The following is a 15606-nucleotide window of genomic DNA, read 5'->3' on the forward strand; positions in this document are numbered from 1 at the left end:
TATCGGTCGGCGGCGTCAGACCGTCCGCAGCACCGCGACGACGCGCCCGAGCACGACGGCCTCGTCGCCGAGAATCGGCTCGAAGGCGGAGTTGCGGGGGAGGAGCCACGTGTGGCCGTCGCGGCGGCGGAACGTCTTCACCGTGGCCTCGCCGTCGAGCATCGCGGCGACGATCTCACCGTTCTCGGCCGTGGCTTGCGTGCGGACGACGACCCAGTCGCCGTCGCAGATGGCCGCGTCGATCATGGAATCGCCCGAGACCTTGAGCATGAACAGCTCGCCCTTGCCGACGAGCTGACGGGGGAGGGGGAAGATCTCCTCGACCTGCTGATCGGCGGTGATGGGGACGCCCGCGGCGATGCGGCCGACCAGGGGGACGAGGGCGGCGTCGCCCACGGCGGGTGCGGTGTCGGCGGGGTTCTCTGCGGCGGTGCCGGGCAGGTCGATCAGCACCTCCATCGCGCGGGTCTTTCCGGGGTCGCGGCGCAGGTATCCGCTCAGCTCCAGCTGGTTGAGCTGATGCGTGACGCTCGAGAGCGACTTCAGCCCCACGGCGTCGCCGATCTCGCGCATGCTCGGCGGATACCCGTGCCGCGCGATCGAGCGCTGGATGACTTCGAGGATCGCCAGCTGCTTGTCGCTGAGGCTCTTCCGTCGCCGCGTCTGCGGTCTTTCGCGGCCGCCCGCGGTCGTCGCGTCGGTCATGTGTGCTCCCCTCGCACCGCGCTGTCGAAGCGGCGGAAATTCGAATGTCGGAGGTCCGTGGTGGGGTCTCCTCGTCGAAACCGTATCCGGTGGACGACCCGATCGATGCGGAGCGCTCCGCGTGTCGCGTTCGATCGGTCTCCGATAGCCCTGGTCTTGACAGTCCCGCAGTATCGAATATAGATTCGGAATACAGATTCGCACAGCCACCCTCCCGGCCGAGGGTGGCGTGCGAATCTCTCCCCACCGAGGAGCACATCATGAGCAGCATCGCCATCACCCCCACGACCCGCCTGCGGTTGACCGCGCGCGGACGTCGTGTGTTCGCTTTCCTCGCCGCTCTGCCGGTCGTTGTCGCGCTATCCGTCGCCGTCGTCGGCGGCGGAGCCGCGCTCGCGTCGAACGACAGCGGTGCCTCGGCGGGGGCGTTCGCTGAGATCACGGTCATGAGCGGCGAAACCCTCTGGTCGATCGCCGAAGACGTCGCTCCGGGTGCCGACCCCCGCGACGTGGTGGCAGAGATCACGCGGTTGAACGCTCTCGAAGACGCATCGGTCGCGGCCGGCCAGCGCATCGCGATCCCGGCCGCCTACGTCGCCGGGAGGTGAGCCCCGGCGTCGTCGCCGCCTACGATGGGTGAGGTGACCGTGCGCCTCGATGACCTGCCTCTTCGCGACGACTTGCGGGGCATGACCCCGTACGGAGCCCCGCAAGCCGCACTCCCTGTCGCCCTCAACGTGAACGAGAACACGCATCCCGTTCCCTCCGAGGTCGCCGACGACATTCTGGATGCCATCGCCCGCGCACTGCGCGACGTCAACCGCTATCCCGACCGTGAGTTCACCGGTCTCCGCGAGGCGTTCGCCGACTACCTGGGGCACGGGCTCGTCCGCGAGCAGATCTGGGCGGCCAACGGGTCGAACGAGGTCCTGCAGCACATCCTCCAGGCCTTCGGTGGTCCAGGGCGTCGGGCCATGGGTTTCGCTCCCACCTACTCGATGTATCCGATCCTGACGCGGGCGACCGGTGCCGAATGGATCGCGGGGGAGCGCGAGCACGACTTCACGCTCAGCCCGGCCTCCGCCGCCGAGCAGGTCGTGCGCGAGAACCCCGACGTCGTCTTCCTGTGTGCGCCGAACAACCCGACGGGCACGCCCCTCGGTCTCGACGTGATCGAGGCGGTCTACGCCGTGACCGACGGCATCGTCATCGTCGACGAGGCGTACCAGGAGTTCGCCCCGCACGACCAGCCCTCCGCGGTGACGCTCCTCCCCGGACGCCCGCGCCTGGTGGTGTCCCGCACGATGAGTAAGGCGTTCGCATTCGCCGGCGCGCGGGTGGGATATCTCGCCGCCGACCCGGCGGTCATCGACGCCTTGCGTCTGGTCCGCCTGCCGTACCACCTCAGCGCGCTGACGCAGGCGGCGGCGACGGCCGCGCTCGGGCACGCGGACACGATGCTGTCGATGGTCGACGAGATCGTCGCTCAGCGCGACCGGATCTCGGCCACGGTGGCGGCACTGGGCTACACGGCACACGAGTCGTGGACGAACTTCGTGCTCTTCGGCGCGGTCGACGACCCCGCGGCCACGTGGAAAGCGCTGTACGACCGCGGGGTGCTCATCCGCGACGTGGGCATCGCTCACCACTTGCGCGTCACGGCGGGTACCGCCGACGAGACGACCGCGTTCCTGGATGCACTGGCCTCGGTAGGATCGCGAGCATGACCGGCCCCGCCACGCCCCGCACCGCATCGATCGTCCGCGAGACGAGCGAGTCGCGCGTCGAGCTGTCCCTCGACCTCGATGGGACCGGCGCGAGCGAGATCTCCACGAGCGTGCCGTTCTTCGATCACATGCTCACGGCGTTCGCGAAGCACTCGCTGACCGACCTGCGCGTCACCTCCGTAGGCGACACGCACATCGACGCGCACCACACCGTCGAGGACACCTCGATCGTGCTCGGTCAGGCGATCCGCCAGGCGCTCGGTGACAAGTCCGGCATCGCCCGGTACGGCGATGCCCTCGTTCCGCTGGACGAAGCGCTCGCGCAGGCCGTCGTCGACATCAGCGGACGTCCGTATCTCGTGCACACCGGAGAGCCCGCGGGCTTCGAGCACCACTTGATCGGCGGGCACTTCACCGGCTCGCTCGTGCGCCACTCGTTCGAGGCCATCTCGATCCACGCGGGACTGACGGTGCACGTACGCGTCCTGGGCGGGCGCGACCCGCACCACATCGCCGAGGCCGAGTACAAGGCCCTCGCCCGTGCGTTCCGCCAGGCCAAGGCCCTGGATCCCTTCGTCGACGGCATCCCGAGCACCAAGGGCGCCCTGTGAGCAAGCCCGTCGTCGCTGTCCTCGACTACGGCTCGGGCAACGTCCACTCGGCCGTCAAGGCGCTCATCGAGGCGGGGGCCGATGCGCGCTTGACTTCCGATCGCTCCCTTCTCCTCGACGCCGACGGGCTGCTCGTCCCCGGAGTCGGGGCCTTCAGCGCCGTGATGGACGCGCTCAACGCCAGCCGCGGCGGCGAGATCATCGATCGTCGACTCGCCGGAGGTCGCCCGGTGCTCGGCATCTGCGTGGGGATGCAGGTGATGTTCGGGCGTGGCATCGAACGCGGGACCGACACGGAAGGGCTGGGCGAGTGGCCCGGCACCGTGTCCGAACTCGCGGCGCCGGTGCTTCCGCACATGGGGTGGAACACGGTTTCGGCCGGCGAGGGCTCTCGCCTGTTCGACGGCATCGGCGACGAGCGGTTCTACTTCGTCCACTCCTACGCCGCGCAAGAATGGCAGCTCGAGGTCACGCCGCCGTTCCCCGAGCCGGTGTTGACGTGGTGCACGTACGGCGCGCCGTTCCTCGCCGCGGTCGAGAACGGTCCGTTGGCGGCGACCCAGTTCCACCCCGAGAAGTCGGGGGAAGCCGGCATCCGTCTGCTGGCGAATTGGATCGACGGGCTGCGCGCGACTACTGTGTGACCTCGTGCCCGGGGCTGGCGAGAGGCGCCTGCCGGCACGAGGAGCCATGAACGATTTCGCGTCCACGCCCGAGCTTGTCCTTCTGCCCGCGGTTGATGTCGCCGACGGCAAGGCCGTCCGACTGACCCAGGGAGAGGCGGGCACCGAGACCAGCTACGGCGACCCGGTGGATGCCGCGCTGGACTTCGCGCGCCAGGGTGCGGCGTGGATCCACCTCGTCGACCTCGACGCCGCTTTCGGCCGCGGCAACAACACCGCGGTGATGCGCAAGGTCATCAAGCAGGTCAAGGGCGTGCAGGTCGAGCTCTCCGGCGGCATCCGTGACGACCGGTCCCTCGAGGCGGCTCTGGAGAGCGGCGCCAGTCGCATCAACCTGGGTACCGCCGCCCTGGAGAACCCCGAGTGGGCCGCGGACGTCATCAACCGCTACGGCGAGGCGATCGCGGTCGGGCTCGACGTGCGCGGCACGACCCTGGCCGCCCGCGGATGGACGCGCGACGGCGGCGACCTGTGGACGGTGCTCGAGCGTCTCGAGGACGCCGGCTGCAGCCGGTACGTCGTGACCGATGTCACCAAGGACGGCACGCTCCGCGGCCCCAACCTCGAGCTTCTGCGCGAGCTGACGCAGCGCACGCCGAAGCCCATCGTGGCCTCCGGCGGAGTGTCGAGCCTCGACGACATCGTGGCGCTGCGCGAGCTGGTGCCGCTCGGCGTCGAAGGGGCGATCGTGGGCAAGGCCCTCTACGCGGGCCAGTTCACCCTCGCCGAGGCGCTGGATGTCGCCGGGCACTGACGACCATCGCGCCGACTCGGCGGGCGTCCCCTGGGAGGGGCGTCGTTTCGAATCGAACCCGCACTCCGGTGACGACGGTTCTGCCGACCCCGCCCTCTTGATCGCCCTGCAGGCCGTCTCGACGGGGGAGGGCGACGCCCGTGCCGTCGTCGAGGCCTACCGCACCGCTCGCCTGCTGATCCCGCTCGTCGCCGAGAAGGGCGACCACGGCGTCGGCCCGCACGGGCTGGAGGTCGACAAGACGCAAGAGCTGTCGATCGTGACGGTGGCCGCCCCCGACGGCCGCAAGGTGTTGCCGGTGTTCAGCTCGGTCGAGGCGATGCAGCGCTGGGATGCCACGGCGCGCCCCGTCCCCGCGGACGGCCGCCGCACCGCTCTGGCGGCAGCGTCGGAAGACACGGAGCTGATCGTCATCGATCCGACTTCCGAGACCGAATTCGTGTTGCGCCGCCCCGCGGTGTGGGCGATCGCTCAGGGGGAGGCGTGGGAGCCCGCGCACGTGTCCCCGGCCGTGTTCACGGGCCTGCAGGAGAGCATCTCCGGTGAGCTGGCGGTGCTCGACCTCGCCGTGCAGCCGGGGGACCCGTTCGGGCGGTTGCGCGGCCCCGAGCTGGTCGTGCACCTGCGGCTCATGGCCGGCCTCGCGCAGGACGAGCTCGACGCGGTCCTCGCGCGCCTCGCGCGTCGGTGGGCGGCGGACGACCGGGTCGCCGTGCTCGTGGACTCCCTGACGGTGAAGCTGCACCGCCCCACCGACATCTGACCGCCTCCACGTCGTCGCGAGAACAGGCTTCGCGTCGAGAACAGTCTGTTTCGCGCGCCCGCCGAATCGCCCTGTTCCCGCGGCATCGGGAGGCCGGTACCGAGGTTCCCGCGACCTACGTGACGGGACCCGTCCACTTCTCGCCCGGACCCTTGCCGATCGGGTCGGGGATGACCGAGGCCTCGCGGAACGCGAGCTGCAGCGATCGCAGACCGTCGCGGAGCGATCGGGCGTGCATGTCGCTGATCTCGGGCGCCCCGGCGGTGATGAGGCCGGCGAGGGCGTTGATGAGCTTGCGGGCCTCGTCGAGGTCGAGCTGCTGCTGCGGGTCGTCGGCGAGTCCGACCTTGATCGCCGCGGCGCTCATGAGGTGGACGGCGGTCGTGGTGATGACCTCGACGGCGGGGACGTCGGCGATGTCGCGGGAGGCGGAGGCGGAGACGCGCTCCTGCTCCTCCCACCTCGCAAGACGCTCGGCGTCCTGGGCGGCGCGGCTGTCGTCGGGGGGAATCGTGTCCACGTGTTTCTCTCTGCTAGACTATGGCGGGCTTCGGAGTGTTCTGCTCCGTACGAAAGAGGATGACATCCCACCCGCGCTTGCCGCTCCAGGCTACCGGGTTCCCGCACTCCGCTCCGTTCCGTACAGAGCTGTCAGGGTGCAGAAGCCGGTGCTCTGAGCACCGTGCCGGGTGGCATGTTCTCCTCTTCGCCCGCGATTCCCATGGATCGCGGCGGCCGCCATCCGCATGAAAGAGGAGTTCCGCATCAGCGATCCCCGCACCAACGAGCGCATCCGAGTCCCGGAGGTCCGTCTCGTCGGACCCAACGGCGAGCAGGTCGGCATCGTCCGAATCGAAGCTGCGCTGCGCCTGGCCCAGGAAGCGGACCTCGACCTGGTCGAGGTTGCGCCGAGCTCGAAGCCGCCCGTGGTCAAGATCATGGATTACGGCAAGTTCAAGTACGAGGCCGCTCAGAAGGCCAAGGAAACGCGTCGTAACCAGGCCAACACGGTCCTGAAAGAGGTCCGGTTCCGCCTGAAGATCGAGGCCCACGACTACATCACCAAGCTCAAGCGCGCTGAGGGATTCCTCCAGGCGGGCGACAAGGTGAAGGCCATGATCCTCTTCCGCGGTCGCGAGCAGTCGCGTCCCGAGCAGGGTGTGCGTCTGCTCCGCAAGTTCGCGGAGGACGTCGCCGAGTTCGGCACCGTCGAGTCGAACCCCACGATCGACGGCCGCAACATGGTGATGGTGGTCGCTCCTCACAAGAACAAGTCCGAGGTCAAGACCGAGCAGAACGCGCAGCGCGCGGCGAACCGTGAGGCGGCGCGCAGCGCGGCCCGCGGCGACTCGGCCCCCGACGACCACGCTGCTCCGGCGTCCGCCGAGTAAGCCCCCCGTCTCCCGCAGTGCCGGGATACCCAACGAAGGAAGACAGATGCCGAAGCAGAAGACCCACTCGGGCGCCAAGAAGCGTTTCAAGTTGACCGGTAGCGGCAAGCTCATGAAGCAGCAGGCCGGCATGCGGCACAACCTCGAGGGCAAGGCCTCCAAGCGCACCCGTCGCCTGAACCAGGAGCAGGTCCTGGCCAAGGGCGACTCCAAGGTCGCCAAGAAGCTCCTCGGCCTCTGAGCGCCGACGCACGTTAGGAAAGAACAGAAATGGCTAGAGTCAAGCGGGCTGTCAACGCCCACAAGAAGCGTCGCGTCATCCTCGAGCGCGCGTCCGGTTACCGCGGTCAGCGTTCGCGCCTGTACCGCAAGGCCAAGGAGCAGGTCACTCACTCCCTGGTCTACGCATACCGTGACCGTCGCAAGCGCAAGGGCGACTTCCGTCGTCTGTGGATCCAGCGCATCAACGCCGCGAGCCGCCAGAACGGTCTCACGTACAACCGCTTCATCCAGGGCCTCGGCCTCGCGGGTGTTCAGGTCGACCGCCGCATGCTCGCCGAGCTCGCGGTCAACGAGCCGGCCGTGTTCGCCTCGCTCGTCGCGACGGCCAAGGCCGCGCTGCCCAGCGACGTCAACGCCGCCAAGACCGCGTAATCACCGGTTCCACGAACGGGCGTCCTCCTCGGAGGGCGCCCGTTCGGCGTTTCCCCGCCGTTCTCCGGGATGCATGCCGGTCGCGTCATACACTGGGTGCGTGCTGGAGAACCCTCGTTCGCCGCGGGTGCGCGCCGTGGCCAAGTTGAGCAAGCGCGCGGCCCGGCAGGAGACCGGTCTGTTCCTCCTCGAGGGGCCTCAGGCCGCGCGTGAAGCCCTCGCCTGGGCGCCCGAGACGGTGCTCGAGCTCTACGGCACTCCGACGGCACTCGAGAAGCACACCGACGTCCGCGACGCCGCCGTCGACGCCGACGTCGATGTGCAGTACACGACCGAAGCGGTCCTGGATGCCATGGCCGACACCGTCACGCCGCAGGGCATCGTCGCGGTGGCCCGGCAGTCGCCGACGGCTCTCAAGGACATCCTCGCCACGCAGCCGCGCCTGCTCGCGATCTGCGAGGAAGTGCGTGATCCGGGCAACCTCGGCACGATCATCCGCGCCGCCGATGCGGCGGGCGCGGACGCCGTGATCCTGACGGGTCGCACGGTCGACCTGTACAACCCGAAGGTCGTGCGGTCGACCACGGGGTCGCTGTTCCATCTCCCGGTCGCAGTGGATCTGGAGCTGAGCGACGTCGTCGAGCGCGTGCACGAGGTGGGGTTGCGGGTGGTTGCCGCCGATATCGGGGGTGAGGATTTCCTCACGTCCCGCCGCCTGCTGGCCGAGCCGACGGCGTGGTTGTTCGGGAACGAAGCCCGGGGCCTGGACGATTCCGCGCTCGGGTACGCGGATCTCTCGTTACGGCTTCCCATCTACGGACGAGCGGAGTCGCTGAACCTCGCCACCGCCGCGAGCGTCTGCCTGTACGAGACCGCCTTCGCCCAACGCGCGGGCTGAGTCACCCGCTGTTACAGAACGGTTAAGGCGTCCGCAAGAAGGTGGTCGCATTCCCGGCCGTCTCATAGGGTGGGGAAATGGCATCCGTTCCCCCGGCGGGCTCCGAGCCCCTCGTCGTCCTCTCCGGCGTCCAGAAGCACTATGGACAGTTCCAGGCTCTGAAGGACATCGATCTGACCGTCGACCGCGGCGAAGTCGTCGTCGTCATCGGCCCCTCCGGCTCGGGCAAGTCGACCCTCTGCCGCACCATCAACCGCCTCGAAACGATCACGAGCGGATCGATCACGATCGACGGTGTGGCGCTGCCCGAAGAAGGCAAGGGATTGGCGAAGCTGCGTGCCGATGTGGGCATGGTCTTCCAATCGTTCAACCTCTTCGCCCACTTGACGATCCTCGAGAACGTCACCCTCGGGCCGATCAAGGTCCGCAAGATGAAGAAGGCGGATGCCGAGAAAGAAGCGCGCGCTCTCCTGGACCGCGTGGGCGTGGGCCACCAGTCCGACAAGCTGCCCGCGCAGCTCTCCGGCGGCCAGCAGCAGCGCGTCGCGATCGCCCGCGCCCTCGCGATGAAGCCGAAGGTCATGCTCTTCGACGAGCCGACCTCGGCCCTCGACCCCGAGATGATCAACGAGGTCCTCGACGTGATGGTCGGGCTCGCGAAGGACGGGATGACGATGATCGTCGTCACGCACGAGATGGGCTTCGCCCGCAAGGCCGCCAACCGTGTGGTGTTCATGGCCGACGGGCAGATCGTCGAGCAGGCCACGCCCGAGCAGTTCTTCACGCACCCCGAATCCGATCGTGCGAAGGACTTCCTCTCGAAGCTCATCACGCACTGACTCCGGGGCGGAACGACGACGTTCCGCCTCCCGCACCGCCTCCGGCCGACCCGACGTGCCACCCCCTCGTATCCCCTCCGCACAGCACACGTAACCAAGGAGACATCACATGCGTAAGACACGTTTTCTCGCCGGCGCGAGTATCGTCGCCGCCGGCCTGCTGGCCCTGACGGCCTGCAACAGCGGGACCCCGGGTGCGGCGCCCGGAGCCGACGGCAGCGGCGATTCGACCCAGCTCTGGGACGTGGCCTCCGACGTCTCGCTCGACGGCAGCCCCACCTACGAGCGCATGGCCGCGGCCGACAAGGTCGTCGTCGGTGTCAAGGAGGACCAGCCCGGTCTCGGCTTCAAAGACCCCGTGAGCAACGAGCGCGGCGGCTTCGACGTCGAGATCGCCCAGTGGATCGCCGCGTCGCTCGGGTTCGACGCCGACAAGATCGAGTACAAGACGATCCCGTCGGCCAACCGCGAGCAGGAGCTCGTCAACGGCAACATCGACTACTACGTCGGTACGTACTCCATCACCGACAAGCGCAAGCAGCAGATCGACTTCGCCGGTCCGTACCTGATCACCGGCCAGGGTCTGCTGGTCGCGGCGGACAACGACTCGATCAACGGTCCCGATGACCTCGCCGGCAAGATCGTCTGCTCCGTGACGGGCTCGACGCCTCTGCAGCGCATCCGTGACGAGTACGCGCCCGGCGACACCGTCGAGTACGACACCTACACCCAGTGCCTCGAGCAGCTGCGGGCCGGCTCCGTGGACGCCGTGACCACCGACCAGGCGATCCTCGCCGGTTACGTGGCGCAGGAGCCCGACGCGTTCAAGATCGCGGGCGACACCTTCAGCGAAGAGCGCTACGGCGTCGGTCTGCCCAAGGGCGACACCGTCCTGAAGGGCCACATCAACACCCTCTTCAACGACGGTGGCGAGATCTGGACCGCGCTGTTCGACAAGAATCTGGCACCGGCCGGCATCACGGGCCAGCAGCCCACCGCCGACGAGTGATCCGTTCGGGGGCGGCGCGCCGCGCCGCCCCCGAACCCCCGACCAAGACAAGGACCACGCATGGGTGTCATCACCGGCAACCTCGACATCTGGGGCCAAGCGCTCGTCGGCACGCTCGTGCTGTTCTTCGCGGGCGGCGCGCTCGCGCTCGTACTGGGCATCATCGTCGGCGCGATGCGCGTCTCACCCGTGCCGATCGCTCGTGGCGTCGGCACGTTCTATGTCAGTGCCATTCGGAACACGCCCCTCACGCTCGTGTTCTTCGCTTTCGTGTTCGCCCTGCCACCGCTCCTCGGCTTGCGATTGACCGGCGAGGTCTCGCTGACGCTCGGCATCTGCGCGCTCGGCATCTACACCGCCACGTACGTCGCCGAAGCGATCCGCTCCGGCGTCAACACGGTCCCGGTGGGTCAGGCCGAAGCCGCCCGTGCCCTCGGGCTCGGCTTCGGCCAGGTGATGGGCCTGGTCGTGCTGCCGCAGGCGTTCCGCTCGGTCATCCCCCCGATGATGAGCGTGTTCATCGCCCTGCTGAAGAACACCACTGTCGCCGCGGGCTTCTCCATCGTGAACCTCGGCTCGGTGCGCAACTACCTCAGTGAGCGGGGCGAGAACGCCTTCGTCGTCATCCTGTGGATCATGGTGGCCTTCGTCGCCCTGGTGCTGCTGCTCTCGTGGCTCCAGCGAACTCTCGAGAACCGGTGGAGGATCGCCCGATGAGCAGTGTCCTGTACGACGTCCCGGGCCCCAAAGCGATCGCCCGCAACCGGATCCTCGGAGTGGTGACGATCCTGGTTGTGCTCGCCATCGTCGGATTCTTCGTGTGGCGGTTGGCCGCGACGGGTCAGTTCACGGCGCAGAAGTGGTCGGCCTTCACCTACAGCAACGTGTGGATGCAGGTCCTGCAGTCCACGGTGGCCACGCTCGCCGCGTTCGCCGCGGCCGCCGTCGGCGCGCTCGCCCTCGGTTTCGTCCTGGCGATCGGTCGCCTGTCCGACCACGCCTGGGTGCGCTGGCCGTTCACCGCGGTCATCGAGGTGTTCCGCGCCATCCCGGTGCTGATCTTCATGTTCTTGCTGTACTACGGCTTCCCGGTCATCGGCATCCGTATGGAGCCCTATTGGGCCGTCGTCATCGCGCTGGTCTGCTACAACGGCTCGGTGCTCGCGGAGGTCATCCGCGCCGGCGTCGAATCGTTGCCGCGGGGTCAGAGTGAGGCCGGATACGCGATCGGTCTGCGCAAGGCGGGCGTCATGCGCTTGGTGCTGCTTCCGCAGGCGATCCGCGCCATGATGCCGGTGATCATCGCGCAGCTCGTGGTGACGCTGAAGGACACCGCTCTCGGCTTCATCATCACCTACCCCGAACTGCTGTTCTACGCGAAGTACATCGGTGCGCAACCGAGCGTCGGTTCGCCGATCATCCCGGCCACGATCATCGTCGGCGCGATCTACATCTCGCTGTGCCTCCTGCTGTCGTACGTCGCCACCCTCGTCGAGAAACGACTGCGCCGCTCGCCGCGCTCCGCGCAGGTCGCGGCCGCCGTGCCGCAGCAGGCCGGTACAGATACCGAGCTCATCGTCGCTCAGCGCGGGCTCGGTAAGAACGACGCGTCGGGTCTGTGACCGCAGGCGGGCGGGGGAGTGTCCCCGCCCGTCGGTAGACTCTCATCTCGTGTCCGACGCACCCGAGATCACCCCCGAGGCCGTCGCCTCCGCCGTCGATGCCGCTCTCGCGGCGATCGCCGGTGCCGCGACGACCGCAGACCTGAAGGCCGCTCGCTCCGCTCACGCGGGAGAGCAGTCCTCACTCGCCCGCCTGAACGCCCAGCTGCGCAACGTCGCCCCCGAGAACAAGGCCGAGTTCGGCAAGCTCGTCGGCCAGGCGCGCGGTCGTGTGAACCAGGCCTTCGCCGCCCGCGAAGGCGAGCTCGCCGAGGCCGAGACCGTTGCGCGGCTCGAAGCGGAGCGGGTGGACGTCACGGCCCTGCCGCAGCGCGCCCGCGTGGGAGCGCGGCATCCGATCTCGCTCCTGCAGGAGCAGGTGTCCGACATCTTCGTCGGCATGGGGTGGGAGATCGCCGAGGGCCCCGAGCTCGAGCACGAGTGGTTCAACTTCGACGCGCTCAATTTCGACGTCGATCACCCGGCGCGGCAGATGCAGGACACGTTCTTCGTCGACCCGGTCGCCCGCCACCTCGTGATGCGCACGCACACGAGCCCCGTCCAGGTGCGGTCGATGCTCGAGCGCGACCTGCCGATCTATGTGCTGTGCCCCGGTCGGGTGTACCGGACCGATGAGTTCGACGCGACGCACCTTCCCGTCTTCACGCAGTTCGAGGGTCTGGTCATCGACAAGGGCATCACGATGGCCCACCTCAAGGGCACGCTCGACCACGCCGCCCGGGTCCTGTTCGGCCCCGAGGCCAAGACGCGGTTCCGCGCCAACTTCTTCCCGTTCACCGAGCCGAGCGCCGAGCTCGACCTGTGGCATCCCACCTTCAAGGGCGGGGCGCGCTGGATCGAGTGGGGCGGCTGCGGGATGGTGAACCCCAATGTCCTGCGTGCCGCGGGCATCGATCCCGAGGAGTACTCGGGCTTCGCCTTCGGCATGGGCATCGAGCGCACGCTCATGTTCCGCAGCGACGTGCAAGACATGCGCGACATGGCCGAGGGCGATGTCCGCTTCAGCGAGCAGTTCGGAATGGTGGTCTGATGCGCGTCCCGCTCTCCTGGTTGCGCGAGTACGTCGACGTGCCCGCGGATGCCACGGCCGACGACGTCCTCGCGGCGCTGGTGTCCGTCGGATTCGAAGAAGAAGACGTGCATCGCTTCGAGCTCGAAGGCCCCATCGTCGTCGGTGAGGTGAAGGAGTTCACTCCTGAGCCGCAGTCCAACGGCAAGACGATCCGCTGGTGCCAGGTCGACGTCGGCGAAGAGCACGGCGGCGTCCGTGGCATCGTGTGCGGCGCCGGCAACTTCTTCGAGGGCGACAAGGTCGTGGTGACCCTGCCCGGCTCCGTTCTGCCCGGGCCGTTCCCGATCGCGGCGCGCAAGACCTACGGTCATGTCTCGGACGGCATGATCGCCTCGGCGAAAGAGCTGGGACTCGGCAGCGAGCACTCCGGCATCCTGCGCCTGGTCGACCTCGGCATCGACGCTCCCGTGGGCTCCGACGCGATCGCCCTGCTCGGCCTGGACGACATCGCCGTCGAGATCAACGTCACCCCCGACCGCGGGTACGCGCTGTCTCTGCGCGGTGTCGCCCGCGAGTACTCGCACGCCACCGGCGCGGTCTTCCGCGACCCGGGCGCCGGTCACGACGCCGCGCGCGACCGCACGCCGCAGGGCTTCCCGATCACGGTCGACGACGTCGCGCCCATCCGTGGCCGCGTCGGCGCGAGCCAGTTCGTCGCGCGCATCGTCCGCGACGTGGACCCCTCGCGTCCCACGCCGCCGTGGATGATCACGCGCCTGTCGCTCGCCGGCATCCGGTCGCTCGGTGTCCTGATCGACATCACGAACTACGTCATGCTTGAGCTCGGCCAGCCGATCCACGGCTACGACCTCGACCGTCTGCAGGGGGGGATCACCGTCCGTCGTGCGACGGCGGGCGAGAAGCTCGAGACGCTGGACGGCCAGGTGCGCACGCTGCACGACGAGGATCTGCTCATCACCGACGAGTCCGGCCCCATCGGTCTGGCGGGCGTCATGGGCGGTGGCCCGACCGAGATGAGCGATGCGACGCGCAACGTCCTGATCGAGGCGGCCACCTTCGACCAGGTCTCGATCGCCCGTACGGCGCGCCGGCACAAGCTGCCCTCCGAGGCCTCGCGGCGCTTCGAGCGCGGCGTCGACCCGCTCGTCGCCTTCGTCGCGGCCGAGCGCGTGGCGTCGCTGATGGTCGAGCTGGCCGGTGGCTCTCTCGACACCGAGGTCGGCGGATCGCTCGCCGAGACCTTCACGCGGGACGCGATCGTCCTGCCGTCGGGGTTCGTTTCTGGGCTGATCGGCGTCGAGTACACCGACGACGAGGTCGAGCGTGCGCTGCGCCTGATCGGGTGCACCGTCGAGCGCCGTGAGACCGGCTGGTCGGTCGTCCCGCCGTCATGGCGTCCCGACCTCACCGACAAGTGGACGCTGGCCGAAGAGGTCGCGCGAATCGAGGGGTACGACCGGATCCCGTCCGTGCTGCCCACTCCGCCGTCGGGGCGCGGTCTGACCTCCGCTCAGCAGGGCCGTCGCCGCGTGAGCAACACGCTGGCCGCGGCGGGCTTCGTCGAGACGCCCTCGTTCCCGTTCACGACCGCCGAGCAGAACGACCTGCACGGCTCGCCCTCGGGCGAGACGTTGCCGAGCGTTAAGCTCGCCAACCCGCTCGACGGTCTGGCGCCCTTCCTGCGGCGCTCGCTCGTCCCGGGCCTGCTGCAGGTCGCGCACCGCAACCTCTCGCGGGGGATCGTCGACCTCGCGCTGTTCGAGGCGGGCACGGTATTCCTTCCCAAGCCCGGTGTGCAGTACGGCACCGCGTCGGTCCCGCCGCTGGCGGTGCGTCCCGACGCGGCGACGCTGACGGCGCTGGATGCCTCGATCCCGCCGCAGCGTCGGCACGTCGCCGTGCTGCTGACGGGGAACCTCGTTCCCAAGCAGCCGGGGCAGGCCGCGGTCGCGGCCGACCTCGCCGATGCGGTCGACGCCGTGCGGATCCTCGCGGGTGCCGCGGGAGTCGACGTCGAGCTGGTTCAGGCCCAGCGGGCGGCGCTGCACCCCGGTCGTACGGCGCGTGTCCGGGTGGCGGGTGCCGACGTGGGCTACGTGGGCGAGCTGTTGCCGACCGTCGCAGCGGCCGCCGACCTGCCGGGACGTGTCCTCGTGGCGGAGCTCGACCTGGACGCGCTCCTCGAGAGCGCGCAGAACCGCGTGGTCGTGGCATCCCTGTCGGGGTTCCCGGCGGCGACGCAGGACGTCTCGGTGGTCGTGCCGGTCGGCACCCCGGCCGGAGACGTCCGCGCGGCGCTGCTCGAGGGTGGGGCTCCGCTCATCGAGGGGGCCCGTCTCGTGGACGACTACCGCGGCACCGGGGTGGCCGAGGGGACGAAGAGTCTGACCTTCGCGCTGCGGTTCCGCGCCGCGGACCGCACGCTCACCGCGGCGGAGGCGTCGGATGCCAAGCTCGCGGGTGTCGCGGTGGCGGCCGAGCGCTTCGGGGCCGTCTTGCGCGATGGCGAGCAGTCGGCGGGCGCGGAGGTCCCGGGTCGCTGACATGTCACCCGGACATGTGCCTGCCCTCATCGCCGGCGAGGGGGCAGTCGGAAGTGGCCGACGATGAGGGCAGGTGCGATCAGCATACCCCGTACTTGTCCCCCAAATGGGGGACAAGCTGAGAAATGTCGAGGGATGCCCTCGCATCGGTCGAGACGGGCGCCCTCCCGCGGCGGATTTGCTCCCGTCGGCGCAGGCCGGATACTCTCGCGGAATGTCGTCGATCGTCGTCTGCAACGAGGAGCTCTCCGTGAGCACCGTTGTGGTGCGTCGACGTCGGGTCGCACGCCGAGTTTCGGCGACCTCGTAACCCG

Annotated in this window: 18 protein-coding genes; 16 read left to right on the forward strand and 2 right to left on the reverse strand. The window is 69.0% G+C overall.

What is annotated here, in order from left to right; genetic code table 11:
• Positions 1-15 precede the first annotated feature (15 nt).
• Positions 16-705, reverse strand: coding sequence for a transcriptional repressor LexA (gene lexA, locus FE256_RS07690; RefSeq protein WP_138174382.1), 690 nt, complete (start codon positions 703-705; stop codon positions 16-18).
• A 260-nt stretch (positions 706-965) separates the two neighbouring features.
• Between lexA and FE256_RS07695 the strand changes: the two genes are divergently transcribed.
• Genes FE256_RS07695 through FE256_RS07720 form a run of 6 tightly spaced genes read left to right on the forward strand, consistent with a single transcriptional unit; the run spans position 966 to position 5243 of the window.
• Positions 966-1313, forward strand: coding sequence for a LysM peptidoglycan-binding domain-containing protein (locus FE256_RS07695; protein ID WP_138174384.1), 348 nt, complete (start codon positions 966-968; stop codon positions 1311-1313).
• A gap of 24 nt (positions 1314-1337) precedes the next feature.
• A complete protein-coding gene (locus FE256_RS07700; protein WP_138174386.1) occupies positions 1338-2432 on the forward strand; it encodes a histidinol-phosphate transaminase in 1095 nt (364 codons plus the stop codon).
• The gene (gene hisB, locus FE256_RS07705) at positions 2429-3043 is read left to right on the forward strand and encodes an imidazoleglycerol-phosphate dehydratase HisB (protein WP_138174388.1); all 615 of its coding nucleotides are present in this window, start codon (positions 2429-2431) and stop codon (positions 3041-3043) included. Before FE256_RS07700 ends, hisB begins: the two co-directional genes overlap by 4 nt.
• Entirely contained in the window at positions 3040-3687 is a 648-nt protein-coding gene (gene hisH, locus FE256_RS07710; RefSeq protein WP_138174390.1) for an imidazole glycerol phosphate synthase subunit HisH, read from the forward strand. Before hisB ends, hisH begins: the two co-directional genes overlap by 4 nt.
• Before the next feature lie 46 nt (positions 3688-3733).
• A complete protein-coding gene (gene priA / locus FE256_RS07715) occupies positions 3734-4480 on the forward strand; it encodes a bifunctional 1-(5-phosphoribosyl)-5-((5-phosphoribosylamino)methylideneamino)imidazole-4-carboxamide isomerase/phosphoribosylanthranilate isomerase PriA (RefSeq protein WP_138174392.1) in 747 nt (248 codons plus the stop codon).
• Positions 4464-5243, forward strand: coding sequence for an SseB family protein (locus FE256_RS07720; protein WP_138174394.1), 780 nt, complete (start codon positions 4464-4466; stop codon positions 5241-5243). Before priA ends, FE256_RS07720 begins: the two co-directional genes overlap by 17 nt.
• Positions 5244-5358: 115 nt before the next feature.
• Here FE256_RS07720 and FE256_RS07725 read toward each other — a convergent pair whose 3' ends face one another.
• Positions 5359-5763: a DUF1844 domain-containing protein gene (locus FE256_RS07725; RefSeq protein ID WP_374208160.1), complete on the reverse strand. Its 405-nt coding sequence runs from the start codon at positions 5761-5763 to the stop codon at positions 5359-5361.
• 226 nt (positions 5764-5989) lie between these two features.
• Between FE256_RS07725 and infC the strand changes: the two genes are divergently transcribed.
• The 10 genes from infC to pheT all read left to right on the forward strand — a co-directional run bounded on the left by infC (position 5990) and on the right by pheT (position 15292).
• A complete protein-coding gene (gene infC, locus FE256_RS07730; protein ID WP_138174432.1) occupies positions 5990-6634 on the forward strand; it encodes a translation initiation factor IF-3 in 645 nt (214 codons plus the stop codon).
• A gap of 46 nt (positions 6635-6680) precedes the next feature.
• Positions 6681-6875, forward strand: a complete 195-nt coding sequence (gene rpmI / locus FE256_RS07735) for a 50S ribosomal protein L35 (protein WP_013583375.1) — start codon at positions 6681-6683, stop codon at positions 6873-6875.
• A 29-nt stretch (positions 6876-6904) separates the two neighbouring features.
• The gene (rplT, locus tag FE256_RS07740) at positions 6905-7288 is read left to right on the forward strand and encodes a 50S ribosomal protein L20 (RefSeq protein WP_063257942.1); all 384 of its coding nucleotides are present in this window, start codon (positions 6905-6907) and stop codon (positions 7286-7288) included.
• 100 nt (positions 7289-7388) lie between these two features.
• Positions 7389-8186 (forward strand): TrmH family RNA methyltransferase, encoded by a 798-nt coding sequence (locus tag FE256_RS07745; RefSeq protein ID WP_138174396.1) that lies wholly within the window; start codon positions 7389-7391, stop codon positions 8184-8186.
• 77 nt (positions 8187-8263) lie between these two features.
• Entirely contained in the window at positions 8264-9025 is a 762-nt protein-coding gene (locus tag FE256_RS07750; RefSeq protein WP_138174398.1) for an amino acid ABC transporter ATP-binding protein, read from the forward strand.
• 109 nt (positions 9026-9134) lie between these two features.
• Positions 9135-10034, forward strand: coding sequence for a glutamate ABC transporter substrate-binding protein (locus tag FE256_RS07755; protein ID WP_138174400.1), 900 nt, complete (start codon positions 9135-9137; stop codon positions 10032-10034).
• 60 nt (positions 10035-10094) lie between these two features.
• Positions 10095-10751 carry an amino acid ABC transporter permease gene (locus FE256_RS07760; protein WP_138174402.1) on the forward strand — a complete coding sequence of 219 codons (657 nt, stop codon included), beginning with the start codon at positions 10095-10097 and terminating at the stop codon, positions 10749-10751.
• On the forward strand, positions 10748-11656 hold the full coding sequence (locus tag FE256_RS07765) for an amino acid ABC transporter permease (RefSeq protein ID WP_138174404.1): 909 nt from the start codon (positions 10748-10750) through the stop codon (positions 11654-11656). Before FE256_RS07760 ends, FE256_RS07765 begins: the two co-directional genes overlap by 4 nt.
• A 49-nt stretch (positions 11657-11705) precedes the next feature.
• Positions 11706-12746 (forward strand): phenylalanine--tRNA ligase subunit alpha, encoded by a 1041-nt coding sequence (gene pheS, locus FE256_RS07770; RefSeq protein WP_138174406.1) that lies wholly within the window; start codon positions 11706-11708, stop codon positions 12744-12746.
• Complete coding sequence (gene pheT, locus FE256_RS07775) at positions 12746-15292, forward strand: phenylalanine--tRNA ligase subunit beta (protein WP_138174408.1); 2547 nt, start codon at positions 12746-12748, stop codon at positions 15290-15292. Before pheS ends, pheT begins: the two co-directional genes overlap by 1 nt.
• The last annotated feature ends 314 nt before the right edge of the window (positions 15293-15606 follow it).

This window comes from Microbacterium sp. 5K110 (genome assembly GCF_005774735.1).
Taxonomy (GTDB): Bacteria; Actinomycetota; Actinomycetes; order Actinomycetales; family Microbacteriaceae; genus Microbacterium.